The sequence below is a fragment of the Bacillus pumilus genome (genome assembly GCF_003431975.1).
Taxonomy (GTDB): domain Bacteria; phylum Bacillota; class Bacilli; order Bacillales; family Bacillaceae; genus Bacillus; species Bacillus pumilus_N.
Window position 1 is genome coordinate 1,360,956 of sequence record NZ_CP027116.1, and the last position, 16,951, is coordinate 1,377,906.

General features: G+C 41.0%; 15 protein-coding genes and 1 pseudogene. 15 read left to right on the forward strand and 1 reads right to left on the reverse strand.

Annotated elements, in window-relative coordinates:
• Positions 1 to 129 precede the first annotated feature (129 nt).
• From C5695_RS06925 to C5695_RS06950, 6 genes are all read left to right on the forward strand, one after another.
• Entirely contained in the window at positions 130 to 324 is a 195-nt protein-coding gene (locus C5695_RS06925; RefSeq protein ID WP_117730097.1) for a hypothetical protein, read from the forward strand.
• A 307-nt stretch (positions 325 to 631) separates the two neighbouring features.
• The gene (locus C5695_RS06930; RefSeq protein ID WP_117730098.1) at positions 632 to 1,285 is read left to right on the forward strand and encodes a cell wall hydrolase; all 654 of its coding nucleotides are present in this window, start codon (positions 632 to 634) and stop codon (positions 1,283 to 1,285) included.
• A 115-nt stretch (positions 1,286 to 1,400) separates the two neighbouring features.
• Positions 1,401 to 2,717 (forward strand): polysaccharide biosynthesis protein, encoded by a 1,317-nt coding sequence (locus tag C5695_RS06935; protein WP_117730099.1) that lies wholly within the window; start codon positions 1,401 to 1,403, stop codon positions 2,715 to 2,717.
• Positions 2,718 to 2,771: 54 nt separating this feature from the next.
• Positions 2,772 to 3,260: an endospore biogenesis thiol-disulfide oxidoreductase StoA gene (gene stoA / locus C5695_RS06940; protein WP_117730100.1), complete on the forward strand. Its 489-nt coding sequence runs from the start codon at positions 2,772 to 2,774 to the stop codon at positions 3,258 to 3,260.
• 405 nt (positions 3,261 to 3,665) lie between these two features.
• Positions 3,666 to 5,585 (forward strand): heavy metal translocating P-type ATPase, encoded by a 1,920-nt coding sequence (locus tag C5695_RS06945; protein ID WP_117730101.1) that lies wholly within the window; start codon positions 3,666 to 3,668, stop codon positions 5,583 to 5,585.
• A 104-nt stretch (positions 5,586 to 5,689) separates the two neighbouring features.
• Complete coding sequence (locus C5695_RS06950) at positions 5,690 to 6,784, forward strand: M24 family metallopeptidase (protein WP_117730102.1); 1,095 nt, start codon at positions 5,690 to 5,692, stop codon at positions 6,782 to 6,784.
• A gap of 50 nt (positions 6,785 to 6,834) precedes the next feature.
• On the opposite strand, the gene C5695_RS20445 is transcribed toward C5695_RS06950, so the two are convergent.
• Entirely contained in the window at positions 6,835 to 6,978 is a 144-nt protein-coding gene (locus tag C5695_RS20445) for a hypothetical protein (protein WP_187441378.1), read from the reverse strand.
• A 93-nt stretch (positions 6,979 to 7,071) separates the two neighbouring features.
• Between C5695_RS20445 and C5695_RS06955 the strand changes: the two genes are divergently transcribed.
• From C5695_RS06955 to C5695_RS20920, 9 genes and pseudogenes are all read left to right on the forward strand, one after another.
• The gene (locus tag C5695_RS06955; RefSeq protein WP_117730103.1) at positions 7,072 to 8,061 is read left to right on the forward strand and encodes a LacI family DNA-binding transcriptional regulator; all 990 of its coding nucleotides are present in this window, start codon (positions 7,072 to 7,074) and stop codon (positions 8,059 to 8,061) included.
• A gap of 55 nt (positions 8,062 to 8,116) precedes the next feature.
• A complete protein-coding gene (glcT, locus tag C5695_RS06960) occupies positions 8,117 to 8,971 on the forward strand; it encodes a glucose PTS transporter transcription antiterminator GlcT (RefSeq protein ID WP_117730104.1) in 855 nt (284 codons plus the stop codon).
• Between the two features lie 202 nt (positions 8,972 to 9,173).
• The gene (ptsG, locus tag C5695_RS06965) at positions 9,174 to 11,273 is read left to right on the forward strand and encodes a glucose-specific PTS transporter subunit IIBC (RefSeq protein WP_117730105.1); all 2,100 of its coding nucleotides are present in this window, start codon (positions 9,174 to 9,176) and stop codon (positions 11,271 to 11,273) included.
• A gap of 93 nt (positions 11,274 to 11,366) precedes the next feature.
• The gene (locus C5695_RS06970; RefSeq protein WP_003211078.1) at positions 11,367 to 11,633 is read left to right on the forward strand and encodes a phosphocarrier protein HPr; all 267 of its coding nucleotides are present in this window, start codon (positions 11,367 to 11,369) and stop codon (positions 11,631 to 11,633) included.
• Positions 11,633 to 13,351, forward strand: coding sequence for a phosphoenolpyruvate--protein phosphotransferase (gene ptsP, locus C5695_RS06975; protein ID WP_117730106.1), 1,719 nt, complete (start codon positions 11,633 to 11,635; stop codon positions 13,349 to 13,351). Before C5695_RS06970 ends, ptsP begins: the two co-directional genes overlap by 1 nt.
• 100 nt (positions 13,352 to 13,451) lie before the next feature.
• Positions 13,452 to 13,694, forward strand: coding sequence for a transcriptional regulator SplA domain-containing protein (locus C5695_RS06980; protein WP_044331928.1), 243 nt, complete (start codon positions 13,452 to 13,454; stop codon positions 13,692 to 13,694).
• Positions 13,695 to 13,776: 82 nt separating this feature from the next.
• The gene (gene splB / locus C5695_RS06985; protein ID WP_117730107.1) at positions 13,777 to 14,805 is read left to right on the forward strand and encodes a spore photoproduct lyase; all 1,029 of its coding nucleotides are present in this window, start codon (positions 13,777 to 13,779) and stop codon (positions 14,803 to 14,805) included.
• 203 nt (positions 14,806 to 15,008) lie between these two features.
• Positions 15,009 to 15,941: pseudogene (locus tag C5695_RS20915) on the forward strand (cache domain-containing protein); the annotation flags it as partial.
• The gene (locus C5695_RS20920) at positions 15,936 to 16,883 is read left to right on the forward strand and encodes a methyl-accepting chemotaxis protein (protein WP_395940528.1); all 948 of its coding nucleotides are present in this window, start codon (positions 15,936 to 15,938) and stop codon (positions 16,881 to 16,883) included. The pseudogene C5695_RS20915 and the gene C5695_RS20920, both read left to right, overlap by 6 nt.
• Positions 16,884 to 16,951 lie beyond the last annotated feature (68 nt).

Here is a 16,951-nt window from a genome sequence, read left to right on the forward strand (position 1 = left end):
TAAAAAGTATTTTGCAATATTTTCATACCAATGTAAAGGATAAAGACGTTTTTGTTTCGTTTTCGTTGTATGCTTTTCAAACGAATGGTATATTTATTCTTGGATAATGGCTGTAAAGGAGCGGTTTTTTTGACTGAAGAACAAATCCTCACAATACTTGAATCATTACGAAATGGGACGGAAAAGCAAGTGACCATTCAAAAAGAGGACTTTCTAACGTTTCGTTCGGTTTTGGTGAATCAAGATGATTTTAAGCATTTTCGCGGGATTGCGAAACATGGTGGAGATGTTATTTTTGAATATCTTACAGAAGCAAGAAGCTAAAGCTTTTTCTCATGAATGAGAGAAAGCTTTTTTATTTTAGTTCTTTTGTCATACTTCAAACCAGCTTGATACATCTGAAAAGAAAATGTAATAACCCATAATCAGGAGCATAAGGATGATTATAGGCGGATAAGAGACCTTTTTAAGCGCTAACAATTCCAGTTGATACACAATTCAACTAGGACATGCCAATTAATGACGGAATTTGGACAGGCATGCAAAACTTTGTGCGTGAAAATAGAAGAAGCTCTTGTTAGAGTGGACAAGTATCTTACCGCCTACTTTGATAAAAGGAGGAATGAGGCGAATGATGAAAATTCATACAGCTCTTTTTGTCATCCTTATGCTGGTTGCAGCCATGAAGATGGACAACATACAAGAGCAGCAAGGAACATTAAGTCACGAGCTTTCAAAAGCACCTGTTAAGCATCAGCTTTCATATATAGATCAAGAGGATCACGATCAAGTCATCCCAGCATTTTCAGAGGAGAAGCGTCAGCCGAAAGTCAAAATGCTTAGTACCTCTTCGGAAGAAAAGTCTTCAAAACCGAAGCAAAAGAAAAGAGTAAAGGCTGAAACGACGAAAGAGGAAAGCACCAAACGTTATTCTGATGCAGAAATGGAATTACTCTCACGATTGGTACACGCTGAAGCAAAAGGTGAATCTTACGCAGGAAAAAAAGCTGTAGCAAGCGTTGTCTTAAACAGGGTGGAGCATCGCTCTTTTCCTGACAGTGTAAAAGGTGTTATTTATCAGCGAAATGCTTTCCAGCCTGTATCGAATGGAAGTATTCATGATAAAGCAGATCAAGATTCTGTTAAAGCAGTAAAACAGGTAGTGAAAGACCATGATAGAACGACAAAGGCCATTTATTTTTATAATCCCAAAACGGCAACAGATAACTGGATTCGTTCTCGCAAGATTGTAGAACGTATCGGGCGTCACGTATTTGCTGTATAAAGAAAAGAAGCGATCTGATGGATTGCTTCTTTTTTTGTCTTCAATTATCAAAATATTTTCAGGACTTGTCTCATAGAATGTGAAAAGAATTTGCTTTAGATAAAGGGGAGGCTACATGAATCGATTTGTAAAAGGGGTCATTCTGCTATCTGTCGCAGCTTTCATTGCCGAGTGTATAGAGTTTTTAGTCAATATGATTTTAGCGAGAGAGCTTGGGGAACATGGAATGGGTCTTTATATGAGTATCCTTCCCATCATCATGCTCGTTCTTGTGATCGCAAGCTTAGAGCTGCCAGTCTCCATTTCTAAATTCATTGCAGAATCGCATGAGCGTCTCCACAAAAGTATGCTCCGCCATGCGTTTAAAATGACGTTAGTGGTGACATGTACAACAACGGGAATTGCAGCGGTTGTATTGCCTTTCATTCCTGTGTTTCAGTCGTATCACCCGCTCATGAAAGGGCTGGTACTGTCTCTTATTCCGATTATTGCGTTCACCTCTATTGCACGCGGCTATTTTATGGGAAAGCAGCAAATGGGCAGGATCGCTTTAGCCAATATGCTGAAGAAAACAATTCAACTCATTTGCTTGTTTTTGTTTTTTCATTGGTATTCGTTTGATATTGAAACAGCCGTACTCATTGCCATTGGTGTCATTGTTGCGAGTGATCTCGTCGTCTTTATTTATTTATACTCCCAATACCTCATGGCGAAAAATGCTGTCAATGTCAGATCTGTTGAATTAAGAGGGGTTGACGTGAGAAAGCGTCTATTAGCCGTCTCCATTCCGACAACGGGCATGCGGATTTTTCATGCGATCGCCAATGCGGTGGAACCGTTTTTAATCAAAGGAGCGCTTATTGCAGCAGGCATCTCTGGAACACTTGCTGTTGATCATTACGGCATGCTGGCTGGTGTGGCGATGTCGATCGGTTTTTTTCCAGCGTTTATCGCCCATTCAATCATGATTGTGATGATTCCCAATGTATCTGAAGCCTATGCTTTAGGTCAGTATGATCTTGTGAAAAAGCGTGTCAGACAGGCTATTCTCATTACGTTTGGGTACGGGGTGCCGGCGGTGATGGTCATGTATTATTTTGCTTACCCACTTACACAGCTCTTTTTTGATTCACCGCAAGCTGCTGTCTATTTACAGCTGCTTTGGCCGTACTTTTTATGCCACCTGTTTGTGATGCCTTTTCAAGCGTGTCTAATCGGTATGGGGCTCATTAAAGACGTGTTCCTACATAATATATGGGTGCATGTCGTCTCGTTTTCAATGGTGTATTTCCTCGGTTCAATTGAAAGCTTAAATATGATGGGGGTCATATTAGGGATGAATACGGGCATGCTCCTTTTGACTGCTTTGCATTATGCGACGATTTGTAAGGAGCTCGGCGTTTCCATGTTTCTTAGAATGAAAAAAGCTTGAATGTCCTCGTCATCGAGCGGGTAAGCTATAAGAAAAATGGGAAGGAAGATCCTGATGAATCGTAAATATCTACCCGCCAGTCTTCTCATGATGACCTTGTTTCTGCTTTTTATGAACATAGAGGCTGAAGCAAAAGAGCCCGTTATGGCGCCAAGGATAGAGGCTCCTACATTAAATGGTGATACGCAGATGGTTCCGCCGAAAGGAAAAAAGACCATCCTACACTTTTGGACAACATGGTGCCCGTCCTGCAAAATGGAGCTGCCCGTATTTGACCAGATCGTGAAAGAAAATCAGAGTGATGTTGAGATTTTAACGGTGAATTTATTAGGGGCTGAACAAAGTAAAAAGGCCGTTGCCCAATTTGTGAAAGATAGAAGGTTTGCATTCCCAGTCATTCTTGATGAGCATGGAGAAATGATGAAAAAATACCATATCATCACCATTCCAACCACCTTTTTAATGAATGAAAAAGGGGAAGTAGTGAAAAATCATGTCGGACCATTGACGAAAAAACAAATCAAAGAGTGGACAGATTTGTAGAACGAAATTTCCTTTTGCGTGTGATAGAAAGCCTTTGCAGTGCTACTTTTGCGGAGCGAATTTGTCATTCGTGAGCACCAGCACGCAGACCTGACAAAGAATGCGAGGGTTTGTCTACACGCTGCAAGAACCAAGGATCATTCCTTTGGTTCTTTTTTTAGTGTTCAATTGCTTTTCATCTGAATAAACTGAGCTCAGAAGAAAATGGATTGGTCTATGATAATAATGATAATTATTATCAAGAAGAAATTATAATAATTATTAATTGAAAATTGATGAGAACCTGTTATAATGAATTACGGACCTAAAAAAAGCTTGAAATAGCAGAAAATATAGATGAAAAAAGGAAACGGGCAATGATTGATGATGTGAAAACCATTATCAATTAGAGAGGAGAAAACAATCATGAATGAGAATACAGCACTTTATCAAACAACAAATCAAAAGGAATCGAAATGGGCCCTTCATCGATGGGCACAGCATGGAGAATTAATAGCAGCAGGTATCTCAGGGATTCTCATTTTGATTGGATGGATTTTAAAGGACGAGAGTATGTGGAGTATTCCTTTATTTATCCTTGCGTTTATTATTGGAGGTTTTGCAAAGGCGAAGGAAGGAATTGAAGAAACGATTTCCTCTAAAGCCTTGAATGTTGAACTATTAATGATTTTCGCAGCAATAGGCTCAGCGATCATTGGATATTGGGCAGAGGGCGCGATCTTAATTTTTATTTTCTCGCTTAGTGGTGCGCTTGAAACGTATACATCAAATAAAAGCAAGAAAGATTTAACAGCTTTAATGAGTATCGCACCAGATGAAGCGACTTTAATTGAAGAAGATGGCTCGACCGTTCAAGTCGCTGCTGCATCTTTAACACCTGGTGACCGTATCATGATCAAAGCTGGGGAACGTATTGCAGCAGATGGTGTGATTTTAAGCGGGAGAACAAGTGTGGATGAATCTGCACTTACGGGCGAGTCTGTGCCTCAGGAAAAAGGGCAGGGAGAAGACGTATTTGCAGGAACAGTGAACTTAAACGGTTCTTTAACAGTAGAAGTTACCAAACATAATGAAGAAACACTTTTCCATAAAATTATTAAACTTGTCGAATCGGCTCAGGAAAGTGTGTCGCCAAGCCAAGCATTTATTGAAAAATTCGAAGGTGCATATGTAAAAGGTGTACTGATCACTGTCGCGATTTTAATGGTTCTGCCTCATTTTGTACTAGGCTGGAGCATGAGTGAAACCTTCTACCGCGCGATGGTATTTATGGTCGTCGCATCACCTTGTGCGCTTGTTGCATCCATTATGCCAGCCGCACTGTCACTCATCTCAAACGGCGCAAGAAACGGTATGCTTGTGAAAGGAAGTGTCTTTTTAGAAAAGCTAGGCACAAGCAGCATGATTGCTTTTGATAAAACGGGAACGATTACGAGCGGAAAGCCAGCTGTAGAACAGGTTGTGCTGGCTGAAGGGCAAGAGGAAGCTGCTTTTTATCAGGCGCTTTATCAAATTGAAAGTCAATCAAACCACCCATTAGCGAAAGCGATCTCTGATATGGCAAAAGAGCACCAAGTCGAAAGATCAGCACACGTCACCATTGAAGAAACCTCAGGCTTTGGTGTAAAAGCACAATTGAATGGAGCAACGTGGCGCATAGGGAAGAAAGACTTTGCCGGCAAGGCCTCTATGGACCGAGAGATTGAAGAGATGGGTGATCTTCTTTCTGAAAAAGGATATACAGTGGTGTATGTTCAGAAGGATGAAGAAGTTGTTGGCTGCCTTGGCCTTAAGGATCAAATGAGACCTGAAGCTAAAAAAATGATTCAGGAGCTGAATGAATTAGGCATTCAAACGGTCATGCTCACAGGAGATCAACAAAAAACGGCTGAAGCCATTGCCCAGGAAGCCGGCATCCAAAAGGTTGTCGCTGAGTGTCTTCCAGATGAAAAAGTACATGAGGTCAATCAACTTAAAAAACAAGGTAACTCGATTATCATGGTAGGAGACGGAATAAATGATGCACCGGCACTTGCCACAGCAGATGTTGGAGTGGCAATGGGCGGAGGCACAGACGTGGCCTTAGAAACGGCGGATCTCATCTTAATGAAGAACAATTTAAATAACTTAACGAAGATGATCCGCCTTTCAAGAAAGATGAACCGAATCATTAAGCAAAATATTATTTTCTCATTAACGGTGATTTGTCTGTTAATTTGTGCGAATTTCTTACAAGTGCTTGATTTGCCCTTTGGCGTCATCGGGCATGAAGGAAGTACGATTTTGGTCATTTTAAATGGACTGCGTCTGCTTCGTGCATCTTAAGCAAATGATGATAGCGCACTTGGCTTCTGCCAGTGCGCTTTTGTGCGAAATATAGCAAAAACTGATACAATAGATCAGTAGTAAAACGTGTGAGGAGGATCAAGATGAACCGTATGAAGAGCTTGTCTTCTTGGCTAAAGGAAAAAGACATTCAAGGTGCATTTATACATACAAAGGAAAATGTGTTTTATCTATCTGGATACTTCACAGAGCCGCATGAAAGAGTGATGGGTCTGTTTGTGTTTCAAGAGGCAGAGCCATTTTTCATTTTGCCTAAAATGGAAATCGAGCAGGCAAAAAATGCTGGTTGGTCAGGAGATATCATCGGGTATGAAGACCATGAAAATCCGTTTGACTTCATTCAGTCAGTCTTAGAAAAACGAGGCGTACGAGCGACTCGACTTGCGATTGAAAAAGAGTCGATTCCGCTTCAAAGAGCAGAGCAGCTCCAAGCTGCCACCGGGTCGGAAATTTTCGTCAGGGCAGAAGAAGAGCTCAACCAATTAAGACTGATTAAAGATGAATCTGAAATTGCAACACTGAAAAAAGCCGCTCAATTGGCAGATGAAGGGGTAAAAATTGGGGTGAATGCCTTAAAAGAAGGAATCACCGAAACTGAAGTACTCGCTGTCATTGAATATGAGTTGAAGAAAAAAGGCATTCAAGGCATGTCCTTTTCGACGATGGTTCTCTTTGGCGAAAAATCAGGCGAACCCCACGGAAATCCAGGGCAGGCAGCCTTAAAAAAAGGCGATTTTGTGTTATTTGACCTTGGTGTCATTGTTGATGGCTATTGTTCAGACATTACAAGAACATTCATCTATCAAGAAGCTTCTGACAAGCAAAAGGACATCTACCAAACTGTCTTGAACGCAGAAATGGCAGCACTTGAAATGAGTAAGCCAGGTGTAAGAATTGGTGACTTAGACTTAAAAGCACGAGGGCTGATTACAGAAGCTGGATATGGGGAGTACTTCCCGCACCGCCTTGGGCATGGTCTAGGGGTGTCTGTTCATGAGTTTCCTTCTATGAGCCACGCGAATGATGATCTTCTGCAAGAAGGCATGGTGTATACGATTGAACCGGGGATCTATGTTCCAGGAGTCGGCGGTGTGAGAATTGAAGATGATGTACTGATCACAGCAGATGGTCCAGTCACTTTAACCAATTACCCAAAAGAGCTGACGATCATCAAGTAATAAAAAAATCACGATGAACGTCCATGTGGAAGTGTCATCGTGATTTTTTGTCACTCTTTTCGATCCTTATCAACAAAAAAATCATCAATTGATTGAAACGGTTTGATTTTATGTTCTTTTCCTAAAGGATGTAATGCAAAACGAGCAGAAAACAAAACAGTCATACATAATATCATCCATATGATAATACCCATCTTGAATTCCCCTTTCCATCCAGTGATTTGTTCAGCTCACATACATCTTAAAGTATGAAACGCTTACCATATCAAGAGAAAGTAGGAGAAAAAATGTCAAACATAAGGGAGATTGCGAAAAAAGCGGGCGTATCTGTCACAACCGTATCACGTGTGATGAATGATCATCCTTATGTCAAAGAAGAAAAACGAGCGCGTGTGCTGCATGCGATGAAAGAACTCAAGTATACGAGAAACATTCAGGCTGTGCATTTAGCAAAGGGATATTCGAATATGCTTGGCATTGTGCTCCCAACGATTGATCATTCTTATTTCAGCAGGCTTGTCACAGGGATTGCTGAAAAAGCGCAGTCGCATGGTATGCACTTTGCTTTGTTTCAAACAGGGTATGATCCTATAAAAGAAAAAGAAGCGTTAATGAGTTTAAAAGAACGACGTGTCGATGGATTAATCTTTTGCTCAAATGCGTTAAGTGACCGAGATATTTTAAACTGGCAGGAATCAGGTCCGATTATTTTTTGCCATCCTACGCCATGTGAAAACTGCTCCACGGTATCCATTGCGCATGATCAAGCATTTAAAGAAGGGCTGCACCATTTAGCATCAAGCGGACATCAGCGAATCGCGATTGTTTTAGCCAGAATAGAAGGGGCAAACAGCCAGTCGCGTATTCAAGCTTATCAAGATATGATGAAATCGCTCGGACAGGACATTGATGAAAAATGGATCATCGAGGGGAAGCTGACGCTTTTTGATGGAAAACAATTATTTTCAGAGTGGCAGGAGATGAAGAATCGCCCTACAGCACTATTCATCACAAATGACGACGTATCAGCAGGCTTTTTATTAGAGGCGCAGCGTCATGCCATAAAAGCAGGAGAATTACCAGCGATACTCGGCTTTCAAAATGATTATTTGAGTGAAGCTTTGGGAATTTCCAGCATTGATATTCCGCTGAAACGCATGGGGCAGGAAGCGTTTGACTTGTTCGACCGGGCGATAAAGGGAGAGGCACCAGAAAAAAGAATGCTACCATTTCGCCTAATCGAGCGAACGACAACCGTTTTCAAAAACAATCGTTGACGCGCGTTTCATCTGTTTTGTACGATAAGAAGGATTGAAGAAGAAGGAGGTGGGGATGTTCATGGAATCCTTCACCGTTGATAAAGCGTTAAATAATAATGTCATCATCGCAAGGCACCCTTCTTACGATGAAGTGGTTCTGATTGGAAAAGGAATCGGCTTCGGGAAAAAATCGGGTGACGTTCTCGATCAAGATACATTTGAAAAAATGTTTGTATTAAAAAACACAAAGGAACAAACAGAATATAAGCAGCTGCTTCATCACATTGATGAGAACATGATCGAGCTTGCCAATGACGTCATTTATCATATACGAGAAAAAATGGGACATCGTTTGAATGAGCATATTCATATTGCCCTGACTGACCATATTGCCTTTAGTTTTAAGCGGGTGCAGCAAGGATATGATATCACCAATCCCTTTATGCTTGAGACGAAGTCTCTATATCCAAAAGAATACGAGGTCGCAAAAGAAGTCGTTGAACTCATTAACGAGCGTCCTGATGTCGAAACAAAGCTGCCAGAAGGAGAGATTGGCTTTATTGCGCTCCATATTCACTCGGCTTTGACGAATCGGCCCTTATCTGAGGTAAACCGTCATTCGCAGCTTATTACGCAGATGGTCCAAGTCATAGAAGATTCATTTCATATGAAAGTAGACCGAGAAAGCATTCATTATTTACGCTTATTACGCCATATTACGTTTTCAATTGAGCGCATTAAACGGGAAGAATCATTAGAGGAGCCAGAAAAATTGCTTCATCTATTGAAAAATGAATATCCTTTATGCTACAATACTGCTTGGAAAATGATCAAAATTTTGCAACATGCATTGAAAAAGCCTGTACAGGATGCAGAGGCTGTCTACCTGACACTTCATCTGTACAGATTGACAAGTAAAATTTCATAGTTTCCCTGAAACGTGTAACTGATTCGATCAGGCATGAGTGACTTAAGGTAAATACAGGATAAGATCCTGTTATTTGCGCAACCTTATATCACCATGCCTTTTTTTGTGTTTGAAAGTGAAATGTAAACGGTTAATTATGAAATGTATGTCAAGGAGCGTCCCACATGTATGTTGTAAGCGAAAACAAAAGGAGGTTCAACCAGTGTTTAAATCACTTTTTGGTGTGTTGCAAAAAATTGGACGAGCACTTATGCTTCCAGTTGCGATCCTTCCTGCCGCTGGTATTTTACTAGCACTTGGGAATGCGATGCAAAATCCGCAGCTGATTGATGTCGCTCAATTTTTAAGCAACGATACAATTCAGCTTGTTGCAAGTGTCATGGAAAATGCGGGGAACATTGTCTTCTCAAATCTTCCGCTCTTATTTGCTGTAGGGGTTGCCATCGGTCTTGCCAATGGAGACGGAGTGGCAGGGATTGCCGCAATTATCGGTTACCTTGTCATGAACGTGACGATGAGTGCCGTGTTAATGGCGAACGGCTCGATTCCATCCGATTCAATCAAATTGGCTAAGTTTTTCAAGGAAAGTCATCCAGCATATATTAATATGCTTGGCATTCCGACCTTGTCTACCGGCGTCTTCGGCGGGATTATTGTCGGGGTATTAGCAGCTTATATGTTCAATAAATTTTATAAAATTGAGCTTCCACAATATCTCGGCTTCTTTGCTGGAAAACGTTTTGTTCCAATCGTTACATCTATTTCTGCACTTATTTTAGGGCTTTTGATGCTCGTCATTTGGCCGCCAATCCAAGGTGCACTGAACTCGTTTTCAACAGGACTGCTTGCAGCGAATGAGCCGCTTGCTGCCTTTGTATTCGGTGTAATTGAACGCTCACTGATTCCGTTTGGTCTGCATCACATTTTCTACTCGCCATTCTGGTATGAGTTCTTTAGCTATAAGAGCTTATCAGGAGAGCTTGTCCGTGGTGATCAGCGTATCTTCATGGCGCAGATCAAAGATGGTGTTCAGCTGACAGCTGGTACATTCATGACAGGGAAATATCCGTTTATGATGTTTGGTCTGCCAGCAGCAGCACTAGCGATTTACCATGAAGCAAAACCAAAGAACAAAAAGCTTGTCGCTGGTATTATGGGATCAGCAGCCCTGACTTCTTTCTTAACAGGGATTACTGAACCGCTCGAATTCTCGTTCTTGTTTGTTGCACCAGTATTATTTGCCATCCACTGTGTATTTGCTGGATTATCCTTTATGATAATGGATATTCTAAACGTGAAAATCGGTATGACCTTCTCAGGAGGACTAATTGACTTCTTCCTATTCGGTATCTTGCCAAACAGAACCGCTTGGTGGCTTGTCATTCCAGTTGGTCTCGTACTTGCTGCTATTTATTACTTCGGATTTAGATTTGCCATTCGCAAATTTAATCTGAAAACGCCAGGCCGCGAGGATGAAGCAGCAGACGGTGCAGATAGTGCTAAGTCTGAAAAGGGTAATGACTTACCTTATGAAATTCTTGAAGCAATGGGTGACCAAGAAAACATCAAACACCTTGATGCTTGTATTACGCGTTTACGTGTCACTGTTAATGATCAGAAGAAAGTGGACAAGGACCGCTTGAAAAAGCTTGGCGCTTCAGGTGTTCTCGAAGTAGGGAACAACATTCAGGCCATTTTCGGTCCACGCTCTGATAATTTAAAAACACAAATGCAGGACATTATTGCAGGCCGCACGCCTCGCCCAGCGAAAGACCCTTCTGCAAAAGAAGAAGTCAGCCAGCAGGTCGAAGAAGTCATTGCAAAACCGCTTCAAAACGAGCAAGGTGAAGAAATCTTTGCTTCACCAATTACAGGGGAGCTTCATCCAATTACAGATGTACCAGATCAAGTATTCTCAGGGAAAATGATGGGTGACGGCTTCGCCATCTTGCCAACAGATGGAACGGTGGTTTCTCCAGTGAAAGGGAAGATCTTGAATGTATTCCCTACGAAGCACGCAATTGGCCTGCAATCTGACGGTGGACTTGAAATATTAATCCACTTCGGTATTGATACGGTCAGCCTCAAAGGAGAAGGATTTGTTGCATTTGTACAAGAGGGAGATCAAGTAGAAATCGGTCAAAAACTCTTAGAGGTTGATATTGATAAAATTAAGTCGGAAGTACCATCTTTGATGACACCAATTGTATTTACCAACTTAAGTGAAGGACAATTTATTGACCTTCAAGAATCCGGTGAAATCAAAGCTGGTCAAGAAAACATCATGAAAATTTCAAAATAATTTTCATAACTGCCGTTCTTGTTAGATGACAAGCTCGGCAGTATGATATAATATTGTGGATGTATTAATTGTATAAAAAGGAGATTGATAAAAATGGCTCAACAAACATTCAAAGTAACTGCAGATTCTGGAATTCACGCACGTCCTGCAACAGTTCTTGTACAAACTGCTAGTAAATATGATGCTGATATCAACTTAGAATATAATGGTAAAACAGTGAACCTGAAATCTATTATGGGTGTAATGTCTCTAGGAATTGCAAAAGGTGCTACAATCACAATCTCTGCTTCTGGTTCTGATGAAAATGATGCACTTGCTGCGCTTAAAGACACAATGAAAAGTGAAGGCCTAGGCGAGTAATGCAACAACTGAAAGGAATCGGTGCTTCAGCAGGCGTTGCGATTGCAAAAGCATATCGTCTGGAAGAACCAGATTTAACAGTTCACCAAAAAGACATCAATGATCCAGAGACAGAAGTGAAGCGTTTTGAAGAAGCAATTCATGTTTCTAAACAAGAACTTGAAGCAATTAAAGAACATGCGCTAAAAGAGCTTGGCCAAGACAAAGCAGATATCTTTTCTGCACACCTTCTTGTGTTAAGTGATCCAGAGCTGCTAAACCCAGTAAAGGATAAAATCAACTCTGATAAAGTAAATGCTGAATTTGCTTTAAAAGAAACAGCGACAATGTTTGTCACAATGTTCGAAGCAATGGACAATGAATACATGAAGGAACGTGCAGCGGATATTCGCGACGTAACTAAACGTGTAACTGGACATTTGCTAGGCGTTGACATTCCGAATCCAAGCATGATTTCTGAAGAAGTCATCATCATTGCTGAAGATTTAACACCTTCCGATACAGCTCAGCTGAACAGACAATTTGTCAAAGGTTTTGCGACAGATATTGGCGGTCGTACTTCTCACTCAGCTATTATGGCAAGATCAATGGAGATTCCAGCCGTTGTTGGGACAAAAGAAGCAACAAAAACGGTCAAAAACAATGATCTGATCATTGTTGATGGTATTAGCGGAGACGTCATCATTCAGCCTTCTGAAGATGAAGTGAAAGCGTATCAAAAAAAGCATGAAGACTACTTAGCTCAAAAAGCGGAATGGGCGAAACTTGTTGATCAGCCAACGGTCACAAAAGACGGCGTTCACGTAGAGCTAGCGGCAAATATCGGAACACCTGAAGATGTAAAAGGTGTACTTGAAAATGGCGGCGAAGCAGTTGGATTGTACCGTACTGAATTTTTATACATGGGCAGAGATCAGCTTCCTACAGAAGAAGAGCAGTTCGATGCGTATAAAACCGTTTTAGAGAAAATGGAAGGGAAAGCAGTGGTTGTTCGCACACTAGATATTGGTGGCGATAAAGAACTTCCTTACTTGCAGCTTCCAAAAGAAATGAACCCGTTCCTTGGCTATAGAGCCATCCGCCTTTGCCTTGAAGAACAGGAGATTTTCAGAACACAACTACGCGCCTTACTTCGTGCAAGTACATATGGAAACTTGAAAATCATGTTCCCTATGATCGCGACGTTATCAGAATTTAGACAAGCAAAAGCCATTTTACTTGAAGAAAAAGAAGCATTGGTTGCCGCTGGCACAGTCGTTTCTGATTCCATTGAAATCGGAATGATGGTTGAAATTCCATCAACTGCTGTCATCGCAGACCAATTTGCAAAAGAAGTTGATTTCTTCAGTATTGGAACGAATGACTTAATTCAATACACAATGGCTGCTGATCGAATGAACGAACGAGTGTCTTATCTTTATCAGCCTTACAATCCAGCAATTTTACGTCTAATTACGCTTGTCATTGAAGCAGCGCATAAAGAAGGTAAATGGGTTGGCATGTGCGGAGAGATGGCTGGAGATGAAATCGCAATCCCTCTTCTACTTGGATTAGGATTAGACGAATTCTCAATGAGTGCAACATCTATTCTTCCAGCAAGAACACAGCTAAGCAAGCTTTCTAAGGAAGAAGCTGCATCATTTAAAGAACATATCTTATCACTTAGCACAACAGAAGAAGTCGTTGATTTCGTCAAGAAAACATTTCAACAGAACTAAGTGATTCTAAACCAGACAGGAAAACCTGTCTGGTTTTTTTGTCGAATTTTATCATATTAGGTCATATCCGGCGGAGAGAAGGGCACCCTATAATTAAAAAATGGAGGTGACCAGATTGCCTTTCTCAGACTATAAACCGGGTGATCAAGTATATGTGATTTATCGAAATCCACATGCAGCAAACGTAGCACAAATCAAAGAAGCAGAAATCGTTTCACATCCTTATAATGAAGAAGAGCTTGCCCTATTTTTACTGGAAACGTATCATCCTCTAGCCCCTGATGATGCGGTCTTTCCGACATATGAAGAAGCAGAAGCTCTTTATCAAGATTTGTTTGAATAAGGGAGATTTTAGAAAGGATAAAAGCCATCCAGCACGGTTAAAGTAACGGTATGAAAACCTTTAAGGTAAGGATGTGCTAAATATGATCAAACCTTTTGTCCCCCAGCTTGTGTATATTGAACCACGGGCGCTAGAATACCCGTTAGGACAAGAGCTGAAGGAAAAGTTCGAGGGTATGGGTATTGAAATAAGAGAAACGACTTCACATAACCAAGTAAGAAATATTCCGGGTAAAAATGACCTGCAAAAGTACCGTAATGCAAAATCAACGCTTGTCATTGGTGTGAGGAAAACGTTGAAGTTTGATACGTCTAAACCATCTGCAGAGTATGCGATCCCATTTGCGACAGGCTGTATGGGTCATTGCCACTATTGCTATTTGCAAACGACGATGGGAAGTAAGCCTTACATTCGAACGTACGTCAATGTTGAAGAAATATTGGATCAAGCGGAGCAGTACATGAACGAGCGGGCACCGGACATCACAAGATTTGAAGCTTCGTGTACGTCAGACATCGTCGGAATCGACCATTTGACACATACACTAAAGCGAGCGATTGAATACTTCGGTCAAACCGATCTAGGGAAGCTTCGCTTTGTGACCAAATTTCATCATGTCGATCACTTATTAGATGCAAAACATAATGGGCGGACCAGATTCCGCTTTAGTATCAATGCGGATTATGTCATTAAATATTTTGAACCTGGCACATCACCGCTAGATCAGCGGATTGAAGCAGCTGTTAAGGTTGCAAAAGCTGGCTATCCTCTTGGCTTTATTATTGCCCCGATTTACATTCACGAAGGATGGCAGGAAGGATATAAAGTTCTTTTTGAAAAGCTTGATGCAGCCCTTCCTAAAGATGTGAGGCACGATATCACCTTCGAAATGATCCAGCATCGTTTTACAAAACCAGCGAAGCGTGTGATCCAAAAAAACTATCCGAAATCAAAATTAGAATTAGATGAAGAAAAAAGAAGATACAAGTGGGGTAGATATGGGATTGGGAAATATATCTACCAAAAAGATGAGGAACAAGAACTAAGAGAGACGTTAGAATCATATATCGATCAGTACTTTCCGAATGCAAAAATTGAATATTTTACGTAAAGCAAGCCTTTATGGCTTGTTTTTCTATTTAAATTTTCTCACAACTATTGAATGCGGTATCAATTATGCCGATATATAAAACAAGGTATGAAAGTAGGATATAGGGGTGTGAAGAGATGTTTAAGAAACTTCAAGTAAGAATAGCTGTTTTCATCTCAGTTATTTTAATTTTAACCGTTGTGGCAGTTCAAGTGGGTTCCAACATGGTATTAACACCACTGATTGAACGAGATGCAAAAACGACCGCCGCAGCAACTGCAGAAAGCCTGAAAGACATTATTACAGAAAAGCTTGATAATTACGGCAATACCATTAACAAATTGGCAACAGATAAAATAACTGAAGAATTTGCGCAAAAACAAACAAAGCAAACACTGGATTTTGAAAAAAGTGCAATAAAAAACTTACAGGAACAGGATAAACTCATTTCGTTTGCTTATATTGGAACAACTGATGGCAAAATGCTCGGCTTCCCAGAGTTCGATCTTGGCGAAGGGTATGATCCATCTATACAAGGCTGGTTTAAACAAGCAGCCGAAAAGCCTGATCAGGTTGTTTGGACAGATCCGTATGTTGATGAAGCAACGAAAAAAGTGATTGTCTCAGCCACGAAGGCGATTGTCAAAAATGGAAAGGTCGTTGGGGTTGCTGGACTTGATTTGAAGCTGTCCTCCATTCAGACCTATATAAATGAACAAGAGATTCCTTATAAAGGGACCGCTTTCTTAGTTGATGGCAAAGACACCATTTTGGCGCATCCAACAGAGCAAGGAAAAAACATATCAAAAGTTGCTTCGGTGAAAAAAGCAATCGACAATTCAGGTATTGATGACAGCAAAGAACTGACGGTCATATCTAAAATCAAAGAAGTCGATTGGACAGTTGGTGTCAGCTTTGAGAAAAAGAAACTGCTTTGGATCACAGAACAAATGAATCAAACAAGCATCATTATATCCGTCATTGCCATTATTCTTGCAATGATTCTCAGCTTCTTATTGGCAAGAAGCATTACAACACCAATTAAGCGTCTAATAGAGTATGTGCGTAAGGTGGCAGAAGGTGATTTAACCAGCTCACTTGAAACGAAATCTCAAGATGAGATCGGCTTCCTCACGAAGAGCTTTAATCAAATGACCGAGGGGATTAAAGAGTTAATTGAAAAAGTAAAAGGGGCTTCAGACCAAGTCGTGACATCAACAGAGGAAGTCACACAAATTTCAAATGAAACCCTGCTGTCGAGCGAACAGATTGCAACGGCCATTCAAGAGGTGGCAACAGGTGCGTCTAAGCAAGCATCAGAAGCAGAAACGATTAATGAGAAATCAGAGCATTTATATGAAAAAGTACGTCATATGGGTGAGCTTGCCTCACAAATGCAAGCCAACTCAAAATCATCTGAAGATGCAGGTTATAGAGGGCTCGATGCCCTAGGTACGCTCGTTCAAAAATCAACACAAGCGAACGAAGAATCGAAGAAAGTAGAGCAAATGCTACTTGACCTCGAGCATAAAACAAAAAATATTGAAAACGTTGTGACCGCCATCTCTGCTATATCTGATCAAACGAATTTACTTGCACTGAATGCAAGCATTGAAGCAGCGAGAGCCGGAGAAAGCGGACGAGGATTTGCTGTTGTTGCAGAAGAAGTCAGAAAGCTTGCTGAACAATCTGCGCAATCAACAAAACATATTAGTGAAACCGTCAAACTTATTCAAGATGAATCGAAGAAGGCGGCTGAAGCGATGACAGCAGCAAGTAAGATGAATGAGGAACAAGGCGACGCCATTAATGCAACAGGCGAGGCACTGAGCAGTATCACAATGGAAATGCAAGCACTTGTCGGCTCAATTGACAACATTCATACACAGATCAATGAAATGACAGACGAACAGCAGAAAATGAATGACTCCATTCAAAGCATTGCTGCGATCTCAGAAGAATCTGCGGCTTCTGCTGAGGAAGTACATGCGTCTACAGATGAACAAGTTCAAGCATTAGAAAGAACGAAAACCTCGACTGAAATGCTCAACGAATCAAGTCAGGCATTACGTCAGGCGGTTGATCGGTTTAAACTGTAATCAAGCGGAAAGGAACCTTGCGACGTGAGCAAGGTTCTTTTTGTATGATAAAATAAGAGCAGTGGAGG

Bases quoted from the DNA above. Each gene is read 5' to 3' on its own strand.
- C5695_RS06930 (WP_117730098.1), top strand. From the start codon at position 632: ATGATGAAAATTCATACAGCTCTTTTTGTCATCCTTATGCTGGTTGCA.
- C5695_RS06935 (WP_117730099.1), top strand. From the start codon at position 1,401: ATGAATCGATTTGTAAAAGGGGTCATTCTGCTATCTGTCGCAGCTTTC.
- stoA (WP_117730100.1), top strand. From the start codon at position 2,772: ATGAATCGTAAATATCTACCCGCCAGTCTTCTCATGATGACCTTGTTT.
- C5695_RS06945 (WP_117730101.1), top strand. From the start codon at position 3,666: ATGAATGAGAATACAGCACTTTATCAAACAACAAATCAAAAGGAATCG.
- C5695_RS06950 (WP_117730102.1), top strand. From the start codon at position 5,690: ATGAACCGTATGAAGAGCTTGTCTTCTTGGCTAAAGGAAAAAGACATT.
- C5695_RS20445 (WP_187441378.1), bottom strand. From the start codon at position 6,978: ATGGGTATTATCATATGGATGATATTATGTATGACTGTTTTGTTTTCT.
- C5695_RS06955 (WP_117730103.1), top strand. From the start codon at position 7,072: ATGTCAAACATAAGGGAGATTGCGAAAAAAGCGGGCGTATCTGTCACA.
- glcT (WP_117730104.1), top strand. From the start codon at position 8,117: ATGTTCATGGAATCCTTCACCGTTGATAAAGCGTTAAATAATAATGTC.
- C5695_RS06970 (WP_003211078.1), top strand. From the start codon at position 11,367: ATGGCTCAACAAACATTCAAAGTAACTGCAGATTCTGGAATTCACGCA.
- ptsP (WP_117730106.1), top strand. From the start codon at position 11,633: ATGCAACAACTGAAAGGAATCGGTGCTTCAGCAGGCGTTGCGATTGCA.
- C5695_RS06980 (WP_044331928.1), top strand. From the start codon at position 13,452: ATGGAGGTGACCAGATTGCCTTTCTCAGACTATAAACCGGGTGATCAA.
- splB (WP_117730107.1), top strand. From the start codon at position 13,777: ATGATCAAACCTTTTGTCCCCCAGCTTGTGTATATTGAACCACGGGCG.
- C5695_RS20920 (WP_395940528.1), top strand. From the start codon at position 15,936: ATGACCGAGGGGATTAAAGAGTTAATTGAAAAAGTAAAAGGGGCTTCA.